Source organism: Brachybacterium subflavum, assembly GCF_009299795.1.
Lineage (GTDB): Bacteria > Actinomycetota > Actinomycetes > Actinomycetales > Dermabacteraceae > Brachybacterium > Brachybacterium subflavum.
The window spans coordinates 328778-350180 of sequence record NZ_VIGP01000001.1; the positions used below are offsets into that span (position 1 = coordinate 328778).

The 21403-nt window shown below is 70.2% G+C and carries 16 protein-coding genes and 1 tRNA gene; 8 read left to right on the plus strand and 9 right to left on the minus strand.

The annotated features are described in order from the left end of the window. Positions 1-490 precede the first annotated feature (490 nt). Positions 491-1363, plus strand: a complete 873-nt coding sequence (locus tag FHG10_RS01410; protein WP_152351547.1) for a hypothetical protein — start codon at positions 491-493, stop codon at positions 1361-1363. 512 nt (positions 1364-1875) lie between these two features. Here FHG10_RS01410 and FHG10_RS01415 read toward each other — a convergent pair. Next, the gene (locus FHG10_RS01415) at positions 1876-3120 is read right to left on the minus strand and encodes a type II toxin-antitoxin system HipA family toxin (protein ID WP_152351548.1); all 1245 of its coding nucleotides are present in this window, start codon (positions 3118-3120) and stop codon (positions 1876-1878) included. After that, positions 3117-3404, minus strand: coding sequence for a helix-turn-helix domain-containing protein (locus FHG10_RS01420; RefSeq protein ID WP_152351549.1), 288 nt, complete (start codon positions 3402-3404; stop codon positions 3117-3119). Before FHG10_RS01420 ends, FHG10_RS01415 begins: the two co-directional genes overlap by 4 nt. Before the next feature lie 612 nt (positions 3405-4016). Between FHG10_RS01420 and ppc the strand changes: the two genes are divergently transcribed. Further along, the gene (gene ppc, locus FHG10_RS01425; RefSeq protein ID WP_406565144.1) at positions 4017-6845 is read left to right on the plus strand and encodes a phosphoenolpyruvate carboxylase; all 2829 of its coding nucleotides are present in this window, start codon (positions 4017-4019) and stop codon (positions 6843-6845) included. Between the two features lie 165 nt (positions 6846-7010). Here the strand turns inward: ppc and FHG10_RS01430 are convergent, their stop codons facing one another. Together FHG10_RS01430 and FHG10_RS01435 are read right to left on the minus strand one after the other, a co-directional pair. After that, positions 7011-7475, minus strand: a complete 465-nt coding sequence (locus tag FHG10_RS01430; protein ID WP_152351551.1) for a hypothetical protein — start codon at positions 7473-7475, stop codon at positions 7011-7013. A gap of 869 nt (positions 7476-8344) precedes the next feature. Then, positions 8345-10588: an HAD-IB family hydrolase gene (locus FHG10_RS01435; protein ID WP_152351552.1), complete on the minus strand. Its 2244-nt coding sequence runs from the start codon at positions 10586-10588 to the stop codon at positions 8345-8347. A gap of 241 nt (positions 10589-10829) precedes the next feature. On the opposite strand from FHG10_RS01435, the gene FHG10_RS01440 reads away from it, so the two are divergent. From FHG10_RS01440 to FHG10_RS01455, 4 genes are all read left to right on the plus strand, one after another. Further along, positions 10830-11609, plus strand: coding sequence for an SDR family NAD(P)-dependent oxidoreductase (locus tag FHG10_RS01440; RefSeq protein WP_152351553.1), 780 nt, complete (start codon positions 10830-10832; stop codon positions 11607-11609). Between the two features lie 2 nt (positions 11610-11611). After that, entirely contained in the window at positions 11612-12487 is an 876-nt protein-coding gene (locus FHG10_RS01445; RefSeq protein ID WP_152351554.1) for a lysophospholipid acyltransferase family protein, read from the plus strand. After that, positions 12487-14211 (plus strand): FAD-binding oxidoreductase, encoded by a 1725-nt coding sequence (locus FHG10_RS01450; protein ID WP_152351555.1) that lies wholly within the window; start codon positions 12487-12489, stop codon positions 14209-14211. Before FHG10_RS01445 ends, FHG10_RS01450 begins: the two co-directional genes overlap by 1 nt. Positions 14212-14341: 130 nt before the next feature. Next, complete coding sequence (locus tag FHG10_RS01455; protein ID WP_152351556.1) at positions 14342-14806, plus strand: hypothetical protein; 465 nt, start codon at positions 14342-14344, stop codon at positions 14804-14806. 187 nt (positions 14807-14993) lie between these two features. On the opposite strand, the gene FHG10_RS01460 is transcribed toward FHG10_RS01455, so the two are convergent. Then, a complete protein-coding gene (locus FHG10_RS01460) occupies positions 14994-16148 on the minus strand; it encodes an alpha/beta hydrolase (protein WP_152351557.1) in 1155 nt (384 codons plus the stop codon). A gap of 315 nt (positions 16149-16463) precedes the next feature. On the opposite strand from FHG10_RS01460, the gene FHG10_RS01465 reads away from it, so the two are divergent. After that, the gene (locus FHG10_RS01465) at positions 16464-17252 is read left to right on the plus strand and encodes a ThuA domain-containing protein (protein WP_152351558.1); all 789 of its coding nucleotides are present in this window, start codon (positions 16464-16466) and stop codon (positions 17250-17252) included. Then, positions 17242-18474 (plus strand): Gfo/Idh/MocA family protein, encoded by a 1233-nt coding sequence (locus FHG10_RS01470; protein WP_227487967.1) that lies wholly within the window; start codon positions 17242-17244, stop codon positions 18472-18474. Before FHG10_RS01465 ends, FHG10_RS01470 begins: the two co-directional genes overlap by 11 nt. 66 nt (positions 18475-18540) lie before the next feature. Here the strand turns inward: FHG10_RS01470 and FHG10_RS01475 are convergent. The 4 genes from FHG10_RS01475 to FHG10_RS01490 form a co-directional block, all read right to left on the minus strand. Next, positions 18541-18616 (minus strand) — tRNA-Arg (locus FHG10_RS01475). Positions 18617-18734: 118 nt separating this feature from the next. Continuing rightward, positions 18735-19811, minus strand: coding sequence for an LppM family (lipo)protein (locus tag FHG10_RS01480; protein ID WP_152351559.1), 1077 nt, complete (start codon positions 19809-19811; stop codon positions 18735-18737). Positions 19812-20031: 220 nt separating this feature from the next. After that, complete coding sequence (locus FHG10_RS01485; protein WP_152351560.1) at positions 20032-20937, minus strand: SGNH/GDSL hydrolase family protein; 906 nt, start codon at positions 20935-20937, stop codon at positions 20032-20034. Beyond that, positions 20934-21314, minus strand: a complete 381-nt coding sequence (locus tag FHG10_RS01490; RefSeq protein ID WP_152351561.1) for a cell division protein CrgA — start codon at positions 21312-21314, stop codon at positions 20934-20936. Before FHG10_RS01490 ends, FHG10_RS01485 begins: the two co-directional genes overlap by 4 nt. Between the last annotated feature and the right edge of the window lie 89 nt (positions 21315-21403).

A 21403-nucleotide genomic window follows, 5' to 3' on the forward strand; every position in this document is an offset into this window, starting at 1 on the left:
CGGGTACTGCTGGATGACCAGGACGGAGCCCGCGGGCTCGCACGAGGTCGTGAGGGTAGAAGGTTCCTCAGAGTGGTGCGGCAGGCCTGGGTAGGCGGCAACGTACAGCGCCCCGGGGAACCGTCAGGGGCGCTCGAAGAGCGGGTGGGGTCAGGCGGCGGCCGCGATGCGGCGCTGCGGACGCACGAGGGTCGTGACCTGCTCGATCTCAGCGGCTGTGAGGCCCGCGGCAGAGCTGGGCGCGATCACGGTGATCCGGGGTCCTCGCGAACGGGAGCGGGAAATCAAGAAGTGACCCAAGGTCACCGTCATGTCGATTTTGCAAGCGCTCTCGTCGTTCGTGTCGATTGCGATTTTCGTGCGGATTATTGATCACGGCCAACCACAATGTTGATTGAATCTGCCTCTTCTCCGTCTTGCGTGAAAGAATGCGGTGCAACAGGTGAGACTCGAGCGATCATCGGTCCAAGCGGACAGTGGGAGGCGTGTGATGAAGAACGCGATGCGGGGGCTGGAAGCTGAAGCGGGAGAGGTGTGGGCGTATCGAGCCCGCCGGGATGACGCACTGACGCCCGTCACTGTCGTCCGCCGAGACTCCGAAACGCGACCTGAACGGGTGGTGATTCGGCACGGTGTCGATGCCTCGAGCGGGGAGCAGGAGTGGGTGTCGCCCAACTGGCTCAAGGTGCCCTGGGGCGAGGTGGAGTCCTTCGTAGCCGAGGAAGAACGCCGGAAGGCGTTTCGGCAGCTCGGACCGGAATACTTCGACTACGGCCCGAGGTGGGAGTCCCCCGAGGCCAAGGCGGTCGACGCGCTTCTCGACCGTCTTGTGGACGCGGACGTCGCATCACTTGGGTCGGAATACCCCTGCCTGCGGATCGAAGCGGTTGACCGTCTCAGCAGGGTCGCAGGGATTGCGAGCAATGAGCTTACGGGGCACGACCTGACATTTGTCGATGCTGAGGTGACTGTCGCTCCGTGGCCTGTTGCTCTGCGGGTCGCGAAGGCGCTCGCGAAACGGCACCCGGATCGGGTCATCCTGCAGGTGCAGGAGGAAGAGCGGGATCTCCGGCGGCTGCTCGCGAATGTCGGGAGTCGCTCGGAGCGTGGGTCTGAGGAGCGGAGCCTGGACATCCGTCTGGATGACGAGCGGGGTGAGCGCCAGTCTCGGGACCTCCGACGAGAGTGGGTCGGCGTCGAAGCTTGTCAAGATCTGGAGGAGATCGCGGCACTGCGCTCCGCGATCCGGAGAGTCACGGTTGCGGCGCGGGCCGCCGTCGGGGCTCTCACGCGTGCCGGGTGTCAGGCCGAGGCGGCCGAGCTGCGGGAGGCACTCGATGGCGACGAGGGAGCGGCAGCGTGAGTCGGTGAGTGCCTATCCTGAACTAGCGCAAGCGGTGGACTCGATCTGGCACGGCCGCCTCGACTGGACGTCTGAATGTCACCCGGGCTTGAATGATCTGGCACGTAGCTGGCACGAACGTCACACAATCGCACAAAAGGGCAGGTCAGAACATATTAGATGAGATGTTCAAATCCTCTCGTCTCCGCCGGCCGAAAAGGGTCGCTGATCAGGCGAAACGCCGGATCAGCGGCCCTTTTGTCGTGCCAGACGAGATTCGCAACAGCGCTCATGACCCCTCGCTGACCTGCCTAGTGCTGGCAGGGATCCGGCACGACCCGACCTGTCTGGCAACTTCCAGGCCTACGACATCTCCCCGAAGCGTGCGGTGCGCTGCAATGTCCGCGTCTCTCGCGCGGACGTCGACGGCCTCCTGCGGCCCCTGGAACCCACGGGTCTGCGGGAGTGAAAGTTCTCGCCGCACTCGAGATTCGTCGCGCGATGATCGGACGCCGCGATCGCTCCTCAGTGATTCACCCGGCAGCAGCAGCGACGGCTCGCATCCTCGGTTCCATCGACTCGGCCATGCGGGCGATCTCCTGCTCGGTGATCCCGTTGCCGCGCGCGACCCCGCGCCATGCGCTCACGGCGGTGGTGATCGAGCTGATCGAGCGGCGAGCCTGCGCGGCGGTCACGTCGCACTCCTCAGCGAAGTCCAGCAGGACCTCGGCCTCGTCGGGGAGCGCATCGGCACCCAGGATCGTGGTCGAACGTGATCGCCACGGGTCCGGGGTCGGGTTGACGTCGAACGCTGGGCTGAGTGTCCACGCATCGCCGACTGACAGGAAGCCATGGTTGCGGAGGTGGTCGTCCGTGTTTCCGACCAGGACGCTGGTGACCACTCGCGCGAACAGCTCGCTGAGATCCGAGCGTGGTGACGCCGACAGATCTCGTACTGCTTCAGTGATCTCGGTGTAGTCGCGATGATCCCCATCGGATGCGCCCAGCGCGGTCATCGCGCTGATGTAGCCGATCCTCCGGCCCTCTGAGCTCCTGTCGAAGCGCCGCAGCAGCAGCACGCCTCGGTCACCGACCCGGGTGAGACGCCTGGTGGGGGTTCGGATCCCAGCCCTCTCCATGAGGTCGAGGGCCGTCGCTTCCCACGCCATGACGTCCCACTGGTCGCCGCCGTGCGGGAACTTCGCGATCGCGAGCGAGCCGTCCTCGAGCCGCACCGACGCCTTGGGGCGCGCTCCGCCGAGACCCGTCGTGCCGGTGTCCAGCAGCTGCTTCACGGCGCGAGACGAGTCGTCGCCGGCTGCGAGCTCATCGGAGGCGTGCAGCAGGGTCGGCAGCGAGATGAGGGCCGGCACCGTAGCGGGTGGACCGAGGAACGTACTGCTGTCGGGCCGCCGGAAGCGCAGAGCACCCTGGCGGGTGTCGTCACTGACTCCGAGAAGATAGTCGAGGTCGTCCAGCCGTCGGGGTGCCCGGTGCTCAGTCCTGGCACGTGCCCGCTCCGCCTGCTCGATGAGCCCCCGTCCCCAGCGGTCGGGAGCGCCGTCGCCGAAGGCGCGGACGAGACCGACCTGGTGCTGTGCACCCGTGACCAGGGGGAGTGCAGGGTCGATGCTCATGCCGCCCCGGGCAAGGTAGTCGGGGTCGTAGAGGAACGTGGTGGAGACCTGTCCCCGATGGCGTGTGAAGTGGGCCCGACCTACCAGGGACGTCTCCCGTGCGTCCTCCAGATGCACCTCAAGGGTCGTCTCGGTGCTCATCGCGCTCGCCTCCTGGCCAGTCTTTCGGCCCGCAGGCGGCCGATGTCGCTGCCGAGAGGGTCCGTGGCGGTCACTGTCTGCTCGAGGATGCCGAGGGCGCGGAGCACTTGAGCGACGCTCCCGAAGCTCACTCCCGGGTCGCCCTTCTCGATCTTGTACAGCGTGGCGCGGGAGATCCCTGCGCGCTCCGAGACCTGCTGGGCCTTCAGGCCGAGCACCATCCGCCAACCGCGCACGTTCTCGCCGAGCTCGGCCAGTTCACGTTCGATCCTGTAACCACTCACGTCTCCACCTCCTGGTGACGTCTTCGATCCTAGACGTTATTGAGCGTTGCGTCCAGGAATGCATACATAACGAAGGGGTCTGAGGCGTGGATCGGTCAGCGCGCCGCGGGTCATCGGCGATCCTCACGGGAACGTGCTCGGCTGCCTTCAGGCAGTGAGGTGAAGAGCCGCAAACTGGCCCGAGAGCTCACGTGCGGTACGAGTCGGGGTCGGTCCAATGCTCTGCATCGGACTGGCCTCGCTTCGCATGCAGTGGTCGGGTCACCTTCGGATGCGTCCCGCCGAGAGCGGCGGGTGACGATGATCGACGTGGCCCCGGTCTGGGGACGTCCGCGTGTAGGTGAGGTGGTGCTGCTACGTGCTCGAGGAGGACAGGCCGACGGGGCGGCCCTCTCATCGTCCCGGGCCGGGTCGCCCGCACGCCGACGCGCTCGCCGACCCGCAGGTCGGCCCGCCCGCCCGTCGGCACGGTCCGGACGGTCCCGGCCTCATCGGATGAGACGACTGCCCGTCTGTCGGGACGCGCCTGTACTCTTACCCAGACCGTTCAGAGCCGACACGGCCGTCGGCTGCTGTCGTCGGCCGTGCGCCGAGGCAGGAGCAGGAGGCCTGGTGTCCGACACAGGTGGCATCCATATTCCCACGCTGACCAGCGAGTTCCCCGTTGTCAGCGATGATCCGCACATCGACGCGCCGCTGCGCGCGACCGTCCGCAGGCTGTCCACGCTGCTGGGCCGCACGCTCGCCGACCAGCACGGCCAGGGCCTGCTGGACCTCGTCGAGGACGTGCGCCGACAGACCAAGGAGGCCAAGCGCTCCGGCGACGCCGGGGAGGCCCAGTCCATCCAGAAGCGCCTGGCCGAGCTGCCGCACGAGCAGGCGACCGAGCTGACCCGCGCCTTCACCGAGTACTTCCTGCTCGCGAACGCCGCCGAGCAGCTGTACCGGGTCCGCGCGATCGACGAGAACCCCACCAGCGAGTCCTGGATCCCGCGCACCGTCGCAGAGATCCACGAGACCCTGGGCGCCGAGGCCCTGCAGCAGGCCGTCGACTCGCTCGACATCGAGCTCGTCTTCACCGCTCACCCCACCGAGGCCTCGCGCCGCGCGGTGCTCACCAAGCTGCGCAACGTCTCGGACCTGCTGGCCGAGGAGACCGAGGAGGGCACGCCCGAGCGCCGCCGCCAGGACCGCCACCTCGCCGAACTCATCGAGATGCTCTGGCAGACCGACGAGCTGCGCAGCACCCAGCCCACCCCGCAGGACGAGTCCCGCAACGCGCTGTACTACCTGCGCGGCATCTACCGCCACACCATGCCGGGTCTCATCGACGACCTGCGCGAGGAGCTGCGCGCCCATGGCGCCGACCTGCCCGAGCGCGCCGTCCCGCTGCGCTTCGGCACCTGGATGGGCGGCGACCGCGACGGCAATCCGTACGTCACGGCAGACGTCACCCGCGAGGTGCTCGGGCTGCAGGCCGAGGCCGCCATCGACGTGTCGGTGCAGATCATCACGGACCTCATCGCCGATCTCTCCGAGTCCTCGACCCTGATCGGTGAGGACGACGCGCTGCAGGCCTCGATCGATGCCGACGTCGAGGCCGGCGGCTCCGTCGACGAGGAGCAGCAGCGGATGTACGCCGCGGAGCCCTTCCGGCTCAAGCTCGGCGCCATCCGCACCAAGCTCGAGCACACCCGCGAGCGCATGCGCGACGGCTCCGCCCACGTGCATGGCCGCGACTACCTCTCCGCCGACGAGCTCCTGGACGACGTCCAGGTGGTGCGCGACGCCCTGTCGCGCCACAAGGGCCGCCGCGCGGCCGACGGGGCGATCGCCGTCGCCCTGAACCTGCTGGCCGGCATCCGCCTCACCCTCGCCACGCTCGACGTGCGCGAGCACTCCGAGAAGCACCACGACGTGCTCGCCGCGATGTTCGACCGCCTCGGCGAGCTCGACCGCCCCTACGGCGACCTCAGCCGCGCCGAGCGCGGCCAGGTCCTGGGCTCGGAGCTCACGAGCCGTCGGCCGATGTACGGGGCCTCGCTCGCCGAGGAGGACTCGATCCTCGACGACTCGACGGCCGGCACCTACCGCGTGTTCACCGAGATCCGCAACGCCCACAAGCGCTACGGCACCGACGTCATCCAGACCTACATCGTCTCGATGACCCACGGGGCCGACGACATCTTCGGCGTCGCCCTGCTGGCTCGCGAGGCCGGCGTCGTCGACCTCTCGAGCGCCGACGACAAGCGCGCGGACCTCGACTTCGCGCCCCTGCTGGAGACCGTCGAGGAGCTGCGCCACGCCGGCGAGATCCTCGAGGAGCTGCTGAGCAACCCCGCCTACCGCGAGATCGTGCGTCTGCGAGGAGACCGGCAGGAGATCATGCTGGGCTACTCGGACTCCAACAAGGAGTCCGGTGTGGTCACCTCGCAGTGGGAGATCCACCAGGCCCAGCGCACCCTGCGCGACGTCGCGGCGCGCCACGGCGTCACCCTGCGGCTCTTCCACGGGCGCGGCGGGTCCGTGGGCCGCGGCGGCGGCCCCACCTACGACGCGATCCTCGCGCAGCCCTACGGCGTGCTCGACGGCACCATCAAGTTCACCGAGCAGGGCGAGGTCATCTCCGACAAGTACACGCTGCCGGTGCTCGCGCGGGAGAACCTCGATCTCACGATCGCGGCGGTCCTGCAGGCCACGGCGCTGCACACCGAGCCGCGCACCACGCCCGAGCAGCTCGAGCGCTTCGGCTCGGTGATGGAGAACGTCTCCGATGCGGCGTTCGCCCGCTACCGCACCCTCGCAGACGATCCGGATCTGCCCGAGTACTTCGTGACCTCCACGCCCGTGGAGCAGCTGGGCGACCTCAAGATCGGTTCGCGGCCCTCGAAGCGCACCACCTCGGAGAAGGGCCTCGACGGCCTGCGCGCGATCCCGTGGGTGTTCGGCTGGACGCAGTCCCGCCAGATCGTCCCCGGCTGGTTCGGCGTCGGTTCGGGCCTCAAGGCGGCCCGCGAGGCCGGCTACGAGGACGACCTGCACGAGATGCTGGGCAGCTGGCACTTCTTCCGTACCGTCATCTCCAACATCGAGATGACGCTCGCGAAGACCGACATGGACATCGCCGCCCACTACGTGCACTCGCTCGTGCCGGAGAACCTGTGGCCGCTCTTCGAGCGGATCCGCGAGGAGTACGAGCTGAGCGTCGCCGAGGTCGAGCGCCTCACCGGCGTGCTCGACCTCCTGGACGGCCAGCCGATCCTCAAGCGGACCCTCGCCGTGCGCGACCGCTACCTCGATCCGATCAACTACATGCAGGTCGCGATGCTGCAGCGCTTCCGCGCGGTCGCCGAGAGCGGCGAGGAGCCCTCCGAGGAGCTCCAGCGCGCCCTGCTCACCACGATCAACGGCATCGCCGCGGGGATGAAGAACACCGGCTGAGCCGGGGCGCGGCGGGCGGCGGCTCCTGACGGCCGCGCCCGTGGGCGGCGCCCGGGCGGCGCCCCGCTCGCACCGCCGTTCTGCGCGGGTTTCCGGACCTTTCCATTGCGCGAAAGGTCCGGAGACCCGCGCAGATGCGCTTTTCGGCCGCCTGCCGTCTGCGGTCTATCGCCCGCTGGGACGGTGGGAGCGCGGCGGGGCGCTGCGTCGGCCGAGGCGCGCCTCGTTCTGACCCGACCAGTTCTCCACAGGAGGGGCTGGTGCGCCTGCGGCGAGGAATGCTCTGCGCATGCCCGCGAGGAAGCGTCCCGGCCTCTCGATGTCCCGTGCCGTCGCCGAGCGGATGTTCCAGCCCACGGAGCTCAGGGCGTCGCGTCGGGCCTCGTCGTCGCGCCAGCGGTCCTTGTCCGTGCGATGGATGTCGCCCTGGTACTCCGCACCGATCAGCAGGCCCGGATAGGCATCGTCGATGCGGCGCGTGCGGCCGCGCGAGGCGCAGAGCCGCTCCCACGGCAGGGCGCCCTCGGGATGAGGGCCGTTCCCGCAGGAAGGCGTCGATGTCCGATGCCGTCGTGCCGGGGATCGGCGACGAAGGACCGATGAGGTGATCCAGGAGGATGACCAGGTCATCCAGATCGAGCGCTGCGGCGAGCTGGCAGACCACGTCGACCGGATGGGAGAGGAGCAGCCCTCCGGTGCGCAGCACCCACGCCCCCGGGCGTCCCCGGTGCACCACCGCATGGGGACCGGCGCTGCGCCGCGCATTCCGTGGTGCCGAGCAGTGGAGCGGGGGAGGCGTCCAGGTCTTCGCCGGTGCCGGGGATGAACTGGTCCGCGTCAGGGACATGTCGTCTCGTCCCTTGCCCGCCGGCACGCTGCTGGGCACCACCCAGACGCCGTCCCGGTCCTCCCCGTGCTCGTGCAGGGTGCCGACCCCGCCGTCGAACCACCAGGGCAGGGGCATGCCGAGCAGGGCTGCCGCCGTGGAGTGGCTGATGACGGCGCCGGGGATGATCGTGCCCTGGAGCAGGCGGCACAGATCGTTCAGAGAAGCCGGAGCGGCCGTCGGCGTGTAGTGGTCGGGGAGCACGCGGGTGAGCTCTCCGCCGCGCAGGCGTCGCGTGGACATCCCCAGGGCGAGCAGCTGCTCACGAGACTGCAGGGACCCGGGACGGAGTGGGATGGAGCGACGCGGCATGGCGCGAAGCTACGTCGATCACGCCGCCCCGGACGCCGAGTTCGGGGCGCTGTGGACTGACCAGCCCGGGGGAGGAACGACGAGCAACGAAGACGAATAACGACGACGAGCAACGACGACGAGCAACGAACATGGGCGGGTTGGCGGACCAATCAGCCGAGTGAATGGTCCGCAAACCCGCCCATATTCATTTGGGGGCGACGGGCGACGGTCGCCGCCGGTCGCTGGGCTCGACGGGGAGCGTCAGCGCACCTCGCGTCGCGTGCGCGCGCCCCGCGCCCCGACTCCGCCCCGCCCGGCTTCACCACTCGAGGATGGACCAGCGCTTCTTCTTGGCGACCGAGTAGAGGCCCAGGTCCGGGGAGACCGCTGAGGGGGTGCCCACGAGCTCGAGCCAGGAGGCGTCGGCGTGGGAGTCGCCGTACCCGAACGACTTCTTGAGGTCGGCGCCGTGCTCGTCGGCGTACTTGCGCAGCCAGTTGGCGCGGGCCTCGTCGACCACCGGGGGAGTGGCGAGGTAGCCGCTCATGACGCCGTCGTCCGTGACGTCCATGCGGGTGGCGACGATGTCGTCGAACAGCCCGGCGAGCGGCTCGACGAGCACGTCGAGGGCGCCGGTGACCAGCACGGTGCGGTGGCCCGCGCGGCGGTGCTGCTCGATGAGCTCGAGCGCCTCGGGGCGGATCGAGGAGCGGATCGAGCGGCCCAGGCTGCCGGAGAGCAGGTGCTCGAGCTCCTCACGGCGGTAGCCCTTGTAGCGGCGGTTGACCAGGCGGATCAGCTCGGAGCGGTCGCGCTTCTCGGCCCGCAGGTAGGAGGGCACCGAGCGCAGCAGGGAGCCGATCTCGCCGGGCCATGAGGTGGCGGGCTTGGTCGCGCGCACCACCGAGAGGTACTGCTGGATGATGTTGGCGCCGACCACGGTGCCGTCGAGGTCGAAGACGGCGAGGGCGTCGCTCGCCTCCTTCATGTCCGGCGCGGGACGGTTCTGGCGGGCGCGCACGGCGGCGCGGCCGCGCGAGTACGCCTTGGTGAGCTCCGTGACGGCGGGCAGGTGGAGGTTCCGGAAGTAGTCGACCCAGTCGACCTTCGTGATGTCGAAGTCGTGGGTCGAGAGGGACTCCGCGGGCAGCTCCTCGCGCAGCGCGCGGGTGTTCGCGTCGTCGAAGACCATCTCGGTCTTCGTGTACTGGCGGTAGAGCTCGATGTACTTGCGCAGCGTGGTCAGGCCGGAGGCGTTGCGATGCAGGGTCGTGGTCCACTCGCGGGTGCGGCGGGTCGCGGGCAGGCGGGAGACGACGGTCTGGCCGGCCTTGGTGGCGATCTCCTTCATCCGGAAGCGCTGCTCGACGAGGTCGACGGACGGGAACGTCCAATCGGGCACGGCGATGTCCTTGCCGTCGTCGTCCTGCAGCGGGTGCTCGACGAAGTAGCCGCGCACGGCGTCGACCATCTCGTGGAAGGGCAGCGGGTTCGAGCCGCCCGAGGCGACCTGGAAGTAGGCGTCGTCGCCGCGGCAGGAGACGTCCTGGGTCGCGAGCGCCACGATCACGTTGACCACGAAGTCGACGGGGATGATGTCCAGGATCGAGTCCGCCAGGCCCGGGAACTCGGGCAGCAGGCCTCGGCCGAAGGCCATGATCAGCGGGTCGGCGACCTTGTAGCCGTCGATCCAGCCGGGGTAGGGGCGCTGCAGCGCGGACTCGATGATCGAGGGGCGCACGAAGGAGACGCGGTGGCCGGCGTCGGCCCACATCTCCTCGGCGACGCGCTCGGCCATCGCCTTGGTGAAGGTGTAGATGTCGGTCCAGCCGACGGACTGCGCGCGCGTGCGGCCGAAGTCGACGAGGCGCTCGTCGACCCACTGCTTGCGCGCCTCCTCGGCGGCGGCGGCGACGGCCTTGGGGCCCATGCGGCCGTCGCGCAGGCGGGCGATGCGCATCTGGGTGCGCAGGTTCTCGGGCCGACGGGACTCGGCCTCCACGCGCTGGCGCGCCTCCTGGGAGGCCTCGAACTCGGCCTTCCAGTCGACGCCATGCTCGAGCCGGCCCTCGCGGCGCAGTCCCTTGGAGATGCCGCCCACGTACGCGGTGGAGACGTGGATGACGTGCGGGTCCTGACCGGAGTCCAGGAGCGCCTGGTAGAGGTTGCGCGCGCCGCCGACGTTGGTCCGGAACGCGTCGTCGATCGGCGGGTCGAAGGAGACCGAGGAGGCGGAGTGGATGACCGTGTCGTAGGTCTTGTCCAGCGGCGGCATCGCGGTGAGGTCGCCCTCGAGGACGTCGACGCGGGTGTCGAAGGCCGCGCGCACGGCGTCCTTGCCCACGCGATCGGCCCAGGAGGAGAACACGGGCTTGCGCAGCAGGCCCTCGAGGCGCTTGCGACCGGTCAGCGTCCCCTTCGCACGCACGACGGCGGTCACGCGGACGTCGTCGGTGTACTCGAGGAGCGACTGCAGGACGGCCTGGCCGAGGAAGCCGGTGACACCGGTCAGCAGGATCTCGCGCGTGCCGGAGCGCTCGGGGGACGGGGTGGGGTTGGACATGCGGTGTTCCCTCAGATGCAGGTGGGCGGCCGACGTCCCGGCCGGGTGCGTACCCGGGCCTCCGCCCGCCGGCGCGGCGGGCGTGCCCGTCCGCGCAGGGGCGCGGGCGGACGTCGTGCACGGTCTCGTCCGACGGTAGCGCATGGGGCCTTTCACCACAGGTCGTCCGCGCCGCCGCGTGACGCGCACGACGGCCCGGACCCCCTCGGTGGGAGCACCCCGTCCATGTATCGTGGCCCGCATGCACAGGGCCCTTATCACCGGTGGGACCGCAGGCATCGGAGCGGCGTTCGCCAGGGCCTTCGCCCGGCGCGGCGTGGCGCTGGTGCTCGTGGCCCGCGACGACGCGCGCCTCCAGGAGGCCGCCGCCGAGCTGGGCACGAGCCACGGCGTCGAGGTCGAGACCCTCGTCGCCGATCTGGCCGATCGGGACGACCAGCAGAAGGTCGCCGACAGGCTCGAATCGACCGACGCCCCCGCGATCGACGTGCTCGTGAACAACGCCGGGTTCTCCGTGCGCGCCTCGCTGCTGGATCCCGACCTGAGCGAGCACGACCGCGGCTTCGAGGTCATGCAGCGCGCCGTCCTCAAGCTCGGCGGCGCCGCCGGTCGCGCGATGGGCGCGCGCGGCGAGGGCTGGATCATCAACATCGCGTCCGTGAGCGCCTTCATCACGCAGAACAACTACACGGCCATCAAGGCCTGGGTGACCAACTACTCCGAGTCCCTGAGCGTGCAGCTCGAGGGCACCGGCGTGCAGTCCACGGCCGTCACCCCGGGCTGGGTGCGCACCGAGTTCCACCAGCGCGCCGGCATCCGCGGCTCCTCGATCCCCGGGTTCCTCTGGCTGGACGCCGACGACCTCGCCGAGCAGGGCCTGAAGGACGTCGCCCAGGGGAAGGCCGTGAGCATCCCCGGCGGCCGCTGGAAGCTCATCACCGCGCTGCTGCGCTCGCTGCCGCGCCCTCTCGTGCACCGCCTCAGCTCGCTGCTCAGCTCCCGGCGCAGCAAGGAGCGCTGAGCATGGCAGGCAACGAGCCGGAGAGGACGGACGAGCCCGTGAAGGCCGAGAAGTCCGCGAAGGCGGACAAGCCCGCGAAGGCGGACAAGCACGCGAAGGCCGACGGGCCGGCGCAGAGTCCGCGCCACGACCAGTCCCTCTCCTCCCGCCTGCGGAGCCTCGGCTGGGACCCGCTGGACGAGGACACCCGCAAGTACCGCTCGCGCGCCCGCGCGGCCCTGCGCTTCGTGCTCCAGCGCGGCCTGTTCCGCGGCCTGGTGCGCGCGAACGTCACCCAGACGGTGACGACCGCGCGCCGCGTGAAGTCCGTGCGCGGCCCGTTCGTCCTGGTCGCGAACCACACGAGCCACCTCGATGCGCCCATGCTCGCCGAGGGGATGCCGTGGGCGCAGGCCCGCTATCTCTCCACGGGCGTGGCCGCGGATTACTTCTTCCACGTCTGGTACAAGCGCCTGTTCGTGCGCCTCCTGTTCAACGCGTACCCGATCGACCGGGACGGCTCGCGCAAGAACTCCGGGTTCTCCCGGCGCCTGCTGCGCAGCGGCGTCCCGATCCTCGTGTTCCCCGAGGGCGGACGGCAGAAGACGGGCACCATGGGGGAGTTCAAGCCCGGCGCCGCGGCGCTCGCCTCGAGCGTTGGCGTCCCCATCATCCCCGCCGCCCTCGTCGGCGGTCACGAGGCGATGCCCAAGGGCCGCAGCTGGCCCAAACCCGGCCGCCCGCCCGTCGGCGTCGTCTTCGGCGACCCGATGATGGCCCGCGACGGCGAATCCGTCGTCGACTACATGGAGCGCGTGCGCGCGGCCGTGGTCGATCTCTACGACAGCAACTACGAGCAGATCCTGGGCCCCCGCACGGGACCCCGGGAGGAGCACTGATGACCGCATCGCATTCCGCAGCCGATCTCACCGCGGCCGACGTCACCCGGCACAAGTGGTGGGGCTGGGGCATGGACGACGTCCGCTTCCGCTTCGACAACAAGCCGGACTTCGCGCCGTTGGCGAAGAACAAGATCGGTGTGGACCTCGAGGCCATCACGCAGTTCGAGGATCCGGAGCTCTCGGACCACGAGGTCCCCGCGACCCGTCTGGGGGATGCGGAGCGCGAGGCGATCGTGGGCCTCGTGGGCGAGGCGAACGTGCGCACGGACGACGAGTACCGCGTGCTGCACTCCTTCGGCCGCTCCCTGCCGGACCTCTTCCACGTGCGCTCGGGAGACTTCGACCGCCTCGTGGACGCCGTGGTCTACCCCGGCAGCGAGGACGACGTCTCCGCGCTGCTGCGCCTGGCGATCGAGAAGGACCTCGTCCTGATCCCCTACGGCGGCGGCTCCTGCATCTCCGGCTCGGTCACCCCGGACCCGGACGAGCAGCGCCCCGTGATCACCGTGAACCTGGGCCGCACGCGTCAGGTGCTCTCGATCGACGACACCGCGGGTCTGGCGAGGGTTCAGGCCGGCGTCTACGGACCCGACCTCGAGGAGCAGCTCGCCGCCGAGGGCTGGACGATGGGGCACTTCCCGGACTCCTTCACCTACTCGACGCTGGGCGGCTGGGCCGCGACGCGCTCCTCGGGCATGCAGTCGGACAAGTACGGCGACATCGAGGACATCGTGCGCGGCATGCGCGTGGTCCACCCCGAGGGGACCGTCGTCACCAACCCGATCCCCGGGCGCGACTCCGGCCCGAGCGTCCACGAGATGATCCTGGGCTCCGAGGGCCGCATGGGCATCATCACCGAGCTCACCGTGCAGGTGCACCGCCTGCCCCAGGTGCGCCAGGTCATCGCCTACATGTACCCCGACTGGGAGCACGGCATCCGCGGCATGCACGCGATCGCCCGCTCGACCGACGTCTCACCGACCTTCACGCGCCTCTCCGACGGCCCCGAGACCGAGTTCAGCCTCGCCATGGTCAAGGAGCCGACCTCGACCAAGGGCAAGGTCGCCGCGAAGGTGCAGGACGGGCTGTTCGCCTACCTGCGCTCCAAGGGCTGGGACACGAGCGAGGAGATGAGCATCTCCTACGTGTGCTTCGAGGGCACCAAGGAGACCGTCGAGCACCAGAAGTCGGTCGTGAAGAAGCTCGTGAAGCAGGCCGGCGGCATCACGCTCGGCGCCGGCCCCGGGGCGATCTACGACCAGAAGAAGTTCGACACCCCGTACCTGCGCGACTTCCTGCTGAGCTACCAGGTGTTCGGCGACGTCTGCGACACCGGCGCGACCTGGTCGAACATCAACGAGGTCCACGCGAAGGTCTACGAGGCCTTCTACGAGGCGCAGAGGAAGCAGGGACTGCCCGGCTTCATGTTCTGCCACATGTCCCACAGCTACCACTCGGGCGCCTGCCTCTACTTCACGTTCGCCCTGAAGTACACGAGCCCCGACAAGGCCCTCGAGCAGTACTACAACGCCAAGCGCGCCGTGCAGCAGGCATTCGTGGACCTGGGATCGACCGTCTCCCACCACCACGCAGTGGGCACCGAGCACCAGCCCTGGCTCACCGAGGACATCGGCGAGCTCGGCGAGCACATCATCGAGGGCCTCTTCGCGCAGAACGACCCCGGCCGGAACCTCAACCCCGGCAAGATCGTCACCCCCTGAGGCGACGAGGCGGGGGCGCGGGCGGGTCAGATCGCGCGGGCGGATGACGAACGGCCGACGGAGCGGGATGCGCCGTCGGCCGCTCGCGTGTCCGGGCGTTCGGCTCCGCATCGATGACGAGGAGGTCCGGATGGGATCGATCGCATGGCAGGTCCGCTGCGCCCCTGAGCGCGCGCTCGCGCTGATCGCCGAGCACCTTCACGCATCAGGGTGGCGCGGGATCGAGCAGCGGGCCGACGACCGCGGTGACGGCCTGCGGACCGACGGCCGCGGCGAAGGACGTCGCAGGTCCGCCGACCTCTCCCGCTGGTTCGAGCGCGGCCGTCTGGGGCGCAGCGTCCTGCTCGGAGGACTCGCCGGCGGCGGTCAGCACCTGCAGATGAGGGTCGAGGCCCGCTCGTCGGCCTCGGCGCCGAGTCATTCGGGAACCTCCGGGGCGATCGGCGAGGTGGTCTGCTCGTGGTCCGACGCGAGCCCGCGCGCGCTCGGCGGGATCGTGGGGGAGCGCCGCGCCCGGCGCACCATGGACGCGACGACCCGCGGCCTGCGCACCGCACTGGATGCCGCGGGCGTGCTGAGTGCCCGCACGGACTGATCCGGCATGAGTGCGGGTCTGCGGACCATTCCGTGCGCTGAAAGGTCCGCAGACCCGCACAGACACGCGGTGCGGCGCAGCGCGGCGCGGTGCGGCCGGCGCGGCGCGGCCGGCGCGGCCGGCGCCACCCGGGGGCTCGGTCGTGCGTCGCGAGGGCTGACGGGGTGGCCGCCCCGTCAGCCCTCGCTCACTCCTCGAGCGCCTTCATGATCCCGGGGAGGTCCTCGGCGAAGTTCTCGTTCCAGAGGTTCCAGTCGTGGGTGTGCCCCTTGTCCATGCGGTAGTCGTTCTCGATGCCGGCATCGCTCAGCGCGCCGGCGAAGCGCGCCAGGTTGGGATGCACGGGGCCCTCGAGCACATCCCCGCCGATCGTGTCCGCCTTGCGACGGAGCTGGTCGAGCAGGTCGCCATGGCCCTGCAGGGCAGCGATGAAGTCGATCCAGTTGCCGTCCCCGCTGCGCAGGAACACGCGCTTGCCCCGGTAGCGCTCGATGTTCTCGATCGGGTCGTAGGTCGAGGCGATCGGCGGCGCGAGGGACGGCCCCCATGTTGCCCCGAAGCCGTTCGCGGTGGTGGGGTGCTTGAAGGCGTCGAAGATGGGGCACGCGAATATCGTGAGGGCGACGAGCTTGCCGTCGTCGTTGTCCAGGCGGCAGTCGCCGGGGCCCGAGTAGGAGCTGATCGAGGTGAAGAGGCTCCTGTACTTCTGCCCGAGCGCGAGCGCGCCCCAGCCGCCCATCGAGAGCCCGGCGATCGCCATGCGCTGCGGGTCGGTGCGGAAGTTCTCGTGCACGAAGCCCAGGACCTGCTCGATGATGAACGTCTCCCACGCAGCCTCGCGTCCCGGCAGCGGCGCATTGGCGTTGGAGTAGAACGACCCGGCCCCGCCGTCGGGCATGACGACGATGACGTCCGTGTCCTCGGTGCGGGATATCGCCTGGCCGCCTCCGCCGCCGTCACCGCCGGACTCGCCGGTGTCGTCGGCCGACCACTGCGTGAAGTCTCCGCCGCGTCCGTGCAGCAGGAGGAGCACAGGGTAGCGGCGGTCCGGATCGTCGGCGTATCCGGCGGGGAGCGTCACGCGGAACGACGGCGGGAACGTGCGGATCTTCGGGGCGTGCACCCGGAAGTCGACCGAACGCCACTCGGGGATGGCCACGGGGAAGCCGTCGACGAACGTGAATCCATGGGAGGGCTCGTAGGTCGAGACGTCGTAGGGGTCGCTCGCAGCAGCACGAGCGACCGAGGGGACGGCGAGGGGAGCCGTCATCAGTCCTGTTGCGGCGGCGGTGCCGGCCAGCAGGGCACGGCGCGAGGGGCGAGAAGCGGACGAGCGGTTCATCGGATCTCCTGTGATCGGTGCACGAGAAGCCGTGGCCGAACCGAAGATCGTCGCGCAGTCGCACCGTCGTCGTGCGCCCGTCCGCTGCGACCCGAAGAGCTCGCCGGGGGCGGCAACAGCCTGCACGGGGTCTGAGCAGTGTTGCAAGGATCACTGGTCGCAGCGGCGTGTCCACCGACCTTCCCGGGTGTCCCAGATCGACCGTCCCGGGCGTTCCAGCATGCGCGCCGGGTCTCGGATCCTCGGCCGTCGACCCTACGATGGTGCGCACGTGGGAATTCCCGTCCCGCCACCCCCAGACGAAGGAGTCGCGCCATGACCCTGCGCATCACCGTGTTCGGCGAGAACCGGCACGAGAAGGTCGACGAGAGAGTCCAGGAGCTCTACCCCGAGGGCATGCACACCACGATCGCGGGTGCGCTCACCAGCACGCTCGGAGCGCTCGGCGAGGACGTCGACGTGCGCGTCGCCCTGCTGGACGACATCGAGCAGTCCCTGAGCGAGGAGGTCCTCGCGAGCACCGACGTCCTCACCTGGTGGGGCCACATGGCCCACGACGACGTGCCCGACGAGGTCGCCGAGCGCGTGGTCCGCCACGTGCGCGAGGGCATGGGCTTCCTGCCTCTCCACTCCGCGCACTACTCCAAGCCGTTCCGCCTGCTCATGGGCACCACCTGCAATCTGCTGTGGCGCAACGACAACGACGAGGAGCGGGTGTGGACCGTGAGCGGCTCCCACCCGATCGCCCGCGGTGTGCCCCACCCGATCGTGATCCCCGGGCAGGAGATGTACGGGGAGATGTTCGACATCCCCGCGCCCGACGAGCAGGTCTTCATCTCCTCCTTCAGCGGGGGAGAGGTGTTCCGCTCGGGCTGCTGCTTCCACCGCGGCAAGGGGCGCATCTTCTACTTCAGCCCCGGCGACCAGGAGTACCCCGTCTACCACCAGGCGGAGATCCAGCGCGTGCTCGCCAATGCGGCGCTCTGGGCCCGCCCCCAGGTGGATCGCGAGCGCGCTGCGATCAAGATCGCCAACGCCCCGCGGGACTGGTTCCGCGAGGGCGCCCGCACCGCCGAGGGCGAGGAGATCACCCGTGTCATCTGACCTGCGCGAGAGCACAGCGGCCGACGGGACGCGCGCGGAGGCGAGCACCTCGGGAGCCGTCGCCGATCCCAACGCCGCGATCGCGGACTCCGCGGGGCAGCGGCCCCTGCGGGCCGTCGTCGTCGGCGCGGGCGGGATGGGGAAGTGGTGGGCGCGCGTGATCGCCTCGAGCCCGGTGACGGAGCTCGTGGGCGTCGCCGACCTCGTCGAGGGCATGCCCGCGCAGTCCATCGCCCAGTCGGGCGTCGAGGACCCGTCGGCCGTCGCCGTCGGCACCGATGGCGTGGACCTCGCCCTCGAGGTGGGGGCCGACATCCTCATCGACCCGACGGTCCCCGTCGCCCATCATCCGGTGACCCGCAAGGCGCTGCACGCGGGCATCCCGGTGCTCGGCGAGAAGCCGGTGACCGAGACGCTGCCGGAGGCGCTGAGCCTCATGGCCCACTCGGAGCTCACGGGGGTGCCGTTCATGGTCTCCCAGTCGCGGCGGTTCTTCCCGCAGGTGCGGGAGCTGCGGCGCTTCGTCGCCGAGCACGGGCCGACGATCCTCACCAGCGCCTTCTTCAGCCTGTTCACCGAGCACGAGGGCTTCCGCGCCACCCAGCAGCACCCGCTGCTGCGGGACATGGGCATCCACGCCTTCGACACGGCCCGCTACATCACCGGCACGGACCCGCTCGCGGTGACAGCGCATGGCACCAACCCGCAGTGGAGCGTGTACGCGGGCGATGCCACCGTCAGCTGCACCTTCGAGATGAGCGGCGGCTCCCTGTTCGTCTACAACGGCACCTGGAATGCGCGAGGCCTGCCGACCTACTGGAACAGCGAGTGGCGCATCGGGGCCGAGCAGGGCACTGCCACCTGGGACGGGAAGGGCGTGCCGCAGCTGGGCACCGAGGACGGGGAGCGGACCCGCTCCCTGCAGTCGGCGCTCGAGCAGGCGCTTGCCGAGCCCGAGCCCGACCAGATCGACGCCTCGATCATCGAGTTCGTGACCGCGCTGCGCGAGGGCCGCACACCCATGTGCGAGGTGCACGAGAACATCCTCAGCTTCGCGATGGTCGAGGCCGCCGTCGCCTCCGTCGACCGCGGCACGCGCGTGGTGATCGACGAGCTCCTCGAGGAGGCGCGCAGCGAGGCGATCGCCGCGGAGGACGATCCCGAGGCCCGCGACATCCTCCAGTCCTGGCCCAGCGTGCGCGAGGCGATCGCGCGGGGCTGAGGCCGGAGGGCACCGTGCCCGGACATGCGAAAGGCCCCGTCACCGCAGGTGACGGGGCCTTTCCGCTGGTGCGCCTGGAGGGATTCGAACCCCCAACCTTCTGATCCGTAGTCAGATGCTCTATCCGTTAAGCTACAGGCGCTCGTCGGCGTGACCGACCTCAGTAATACTAGTCGGCCCCGGTTCACCGCGCCAATCGAGAGGCCGTGAGCCGCCTCACGGCCTCTCGAGATGCGCTGTGGGTGGCCGCGCGAGGGGCCTCAGCCCCGCGGCGGACGGCTCCACGGCTGTTCGCCGTCGGACCCCTCTCCCGGCTGCTGGCCCCAGGGCTGCTGACCCTGCGGATTCTGCGGATCCTGCGGGGCCGGAGGCTGATTCCACGGCTGCTGGCCCTGCGGAGACTGGGGCGCCTGCTGACCGGGGGCCTGGCCCCACTGCTGGCCCTGCTGACCGGGGGCCTGGCCCCACTGCTGGCCCTGCTGACCGGGAGCCTGGCTCCACTGCTGGCCCTGGCCCCCCTGCTGCGGGTCCTGGCCCTGGCTCGGCCCCTGGCTGCTGCCCGGGTAGCCGGAGCCGCCGGGGTAGCCGGCGTTCCCGCCGAAGTCACCGCCGTTGCCGAAGCCGCCGTTTCCGCCCGCCGGACCGCCGAAGCCGCCGGGGCCCGCGCTGTTCTGGGCGCTGTTCCTGCGGCGCGAGCGCACCACGAAGAACACGATCAGCGCGATGATGATCAGGACGATCAGCAGCACGACGATCACCGCGACGATGAGGATGATCAGGCCCGCGCCGATGCCGCCCGCCTTCGCGGTGATGTCCACGCCCTTGCTCATGTCACCGGCGTCGGTGATCGTGACGGTCTTGCCGTCGACGGTGCCCACGTTGGACTCGATCACCTTGCCGGGGAAGGAGAAGGTGACCGTGAGGTCGAGGTCGCTCGCGCTGAAGCCGCTGCTCGAGGGATCGAAGGAGGAGTCGGGCGAGGTCCTCAGGTGCAGCTCGCCGTCGCTCTCGTCGATCGTGAAGCCCGACCCGAAGTCCTTCTTCTCGACGGTGCCGGAGATCTTGCAGCCCCACATGTCGTCCTCGGTGTAGGGCTCCCACGTCGCCTGGCCGAACTCGCCGGAGTCCTCGTCCTCGAGGCCCTTGCACAGCTCGTCGGCGGAGCCGAACTCGCTCTGGACGTAGGACTTCTCGACGGCGATGTCGAAGTCGAGGTCGTAGCTGTCGGCGCTGGTGATGTCGAAATCGGCGGTCACCCGAGCGCAGCCGGCCGCGAGCAGGAGGAGGGGAAGGAGGAGGAGCGCGGCGAGCCGTCGCCGCAGGGAGAGGGAGTGCATGGTGGCCCCGTTGTCGAAGGAGATGGGCGGCGCGGAGACCCCGCGCCTGCAGGCCTCCGACCAGTGCGCCCGGTGCGGCCCGTTGCCCATACCCTAGATGCCCTCGTGGCGGAGCGCAGTGGGGAGAAGTACCCATCCATCGGCCGACGGAGCGGCGCGGCCGTGCCGCGATCTGGTGCCGCACGCATGTGCCGTCCGCCGGTCGACCCGCCTCTCGGACCTACCGGTCGGAGGCGGAGGTGCCGGGAGGCATGGGCCGACCGAAGACCGGTGCGGCCGACGGCCTCTTCGGCCGGACCGCGTCGCCCGAGGACTGCCGGCGCAGACGCCGCACCACCCACGGCCCGAAGTGCACGCGCGCCCAGTGCAGATCCTGCTGGCGGGCCTCGCGCCACGGCAGCGCGGTCGGGTCGCCCAGGTCATGGGGCTGCAGTGCGTGCTCGACGCCCAGGGTGTCCAGCACGTGCGCGGCGATCGTCAGATGCCCCTCGGGGGAGAAGTGCAGGCGGTCCTCGGCCCACATCCCCTCGTGCGTGAGCGAGCGCAGCGACCACAGGTCCACGACCGCGGCGCCGTGGCGCTGGGCGATCGCGCGCATGTTCTCGTTGTAGACCGCGGTGCGCCCGCGGATCAGGTGGAACACGGGCGTGGAGCCGACGTCGGGCCCGGTCCACAGGACGATGGTCGCGCCGGTCTCGGCGAGGCGGCCGACGGCCGTGTCCATCGCGGCGGCGATCTCGTCGGGGTCGCGTCCGCGGATCACGTCGTTGCCGCCGGCGAAGATGCTCACCAGGTCCGGCGCGAGCGCGACCGCGGGCTCGATCTGCTCGTCGATGATCTCCTGGTAGAGGCGCCCGCGGATCGCGAGGTTCGCGTACTCGAAGCCCGGGACCGAACGGCCCAGCTCCTCGGCGACGCGGTCGGCCCAGCCGCGGTGGCCGCCGGGTGCATCGGGATCGGGGTCGCCGATGCCCTCCGTGAAGGAGTCGCCGAGGGCGACGAAGCGGTGCCAGGGCTGAGCGGGTCCGGTGCCGGCGGATCGTGCGGAGCCTGTCGATGCGGCACCGGTCGATGCGGCTTCTGTCGGTGCGGCGCCGTGGTCCGGGAGCGGCGGTGGAGTGCTCACTTCCAGAACATGAGCGTCACGCCGCCCATGGCGAGCACGCCGAAGCCCACGAGCAGGTTCCAGTCACCGATCGGGAGCGGCAGCGTCGCGCTCGAGAGGTAGTAGGTGACCAGGTAGATCAGGCCCACGATGAGCAGGACCACCGCGACCGGGGCGATCCAGTTCGGGGTCACCGCGGGCGCGGCGACGCGGCGGCCGTGGCCCGTGCTCTCGGCAGCGGGCCGACGGCGCTCGGAGATCGCGTCCTTCGCCTTCTCATGGGTCTCGTCGGTCGAGGGCTTCTCCGCCGTGCCTCGCTTCGCGGGCTCGGCGCCCTTGGCGCGCTTCGCGGGGTCCGCGTTCTTCCGGTCGCGCCTGCTGCGCTGGGTTGCGGCCATGCGATGCTGCTCCGTTTCCGACGGGGGGCGAGGTCAGGGGAGGTGACGAGGGGAGGGATGTCGGCCCCAGCGTATAAGGCCCGCCTGGA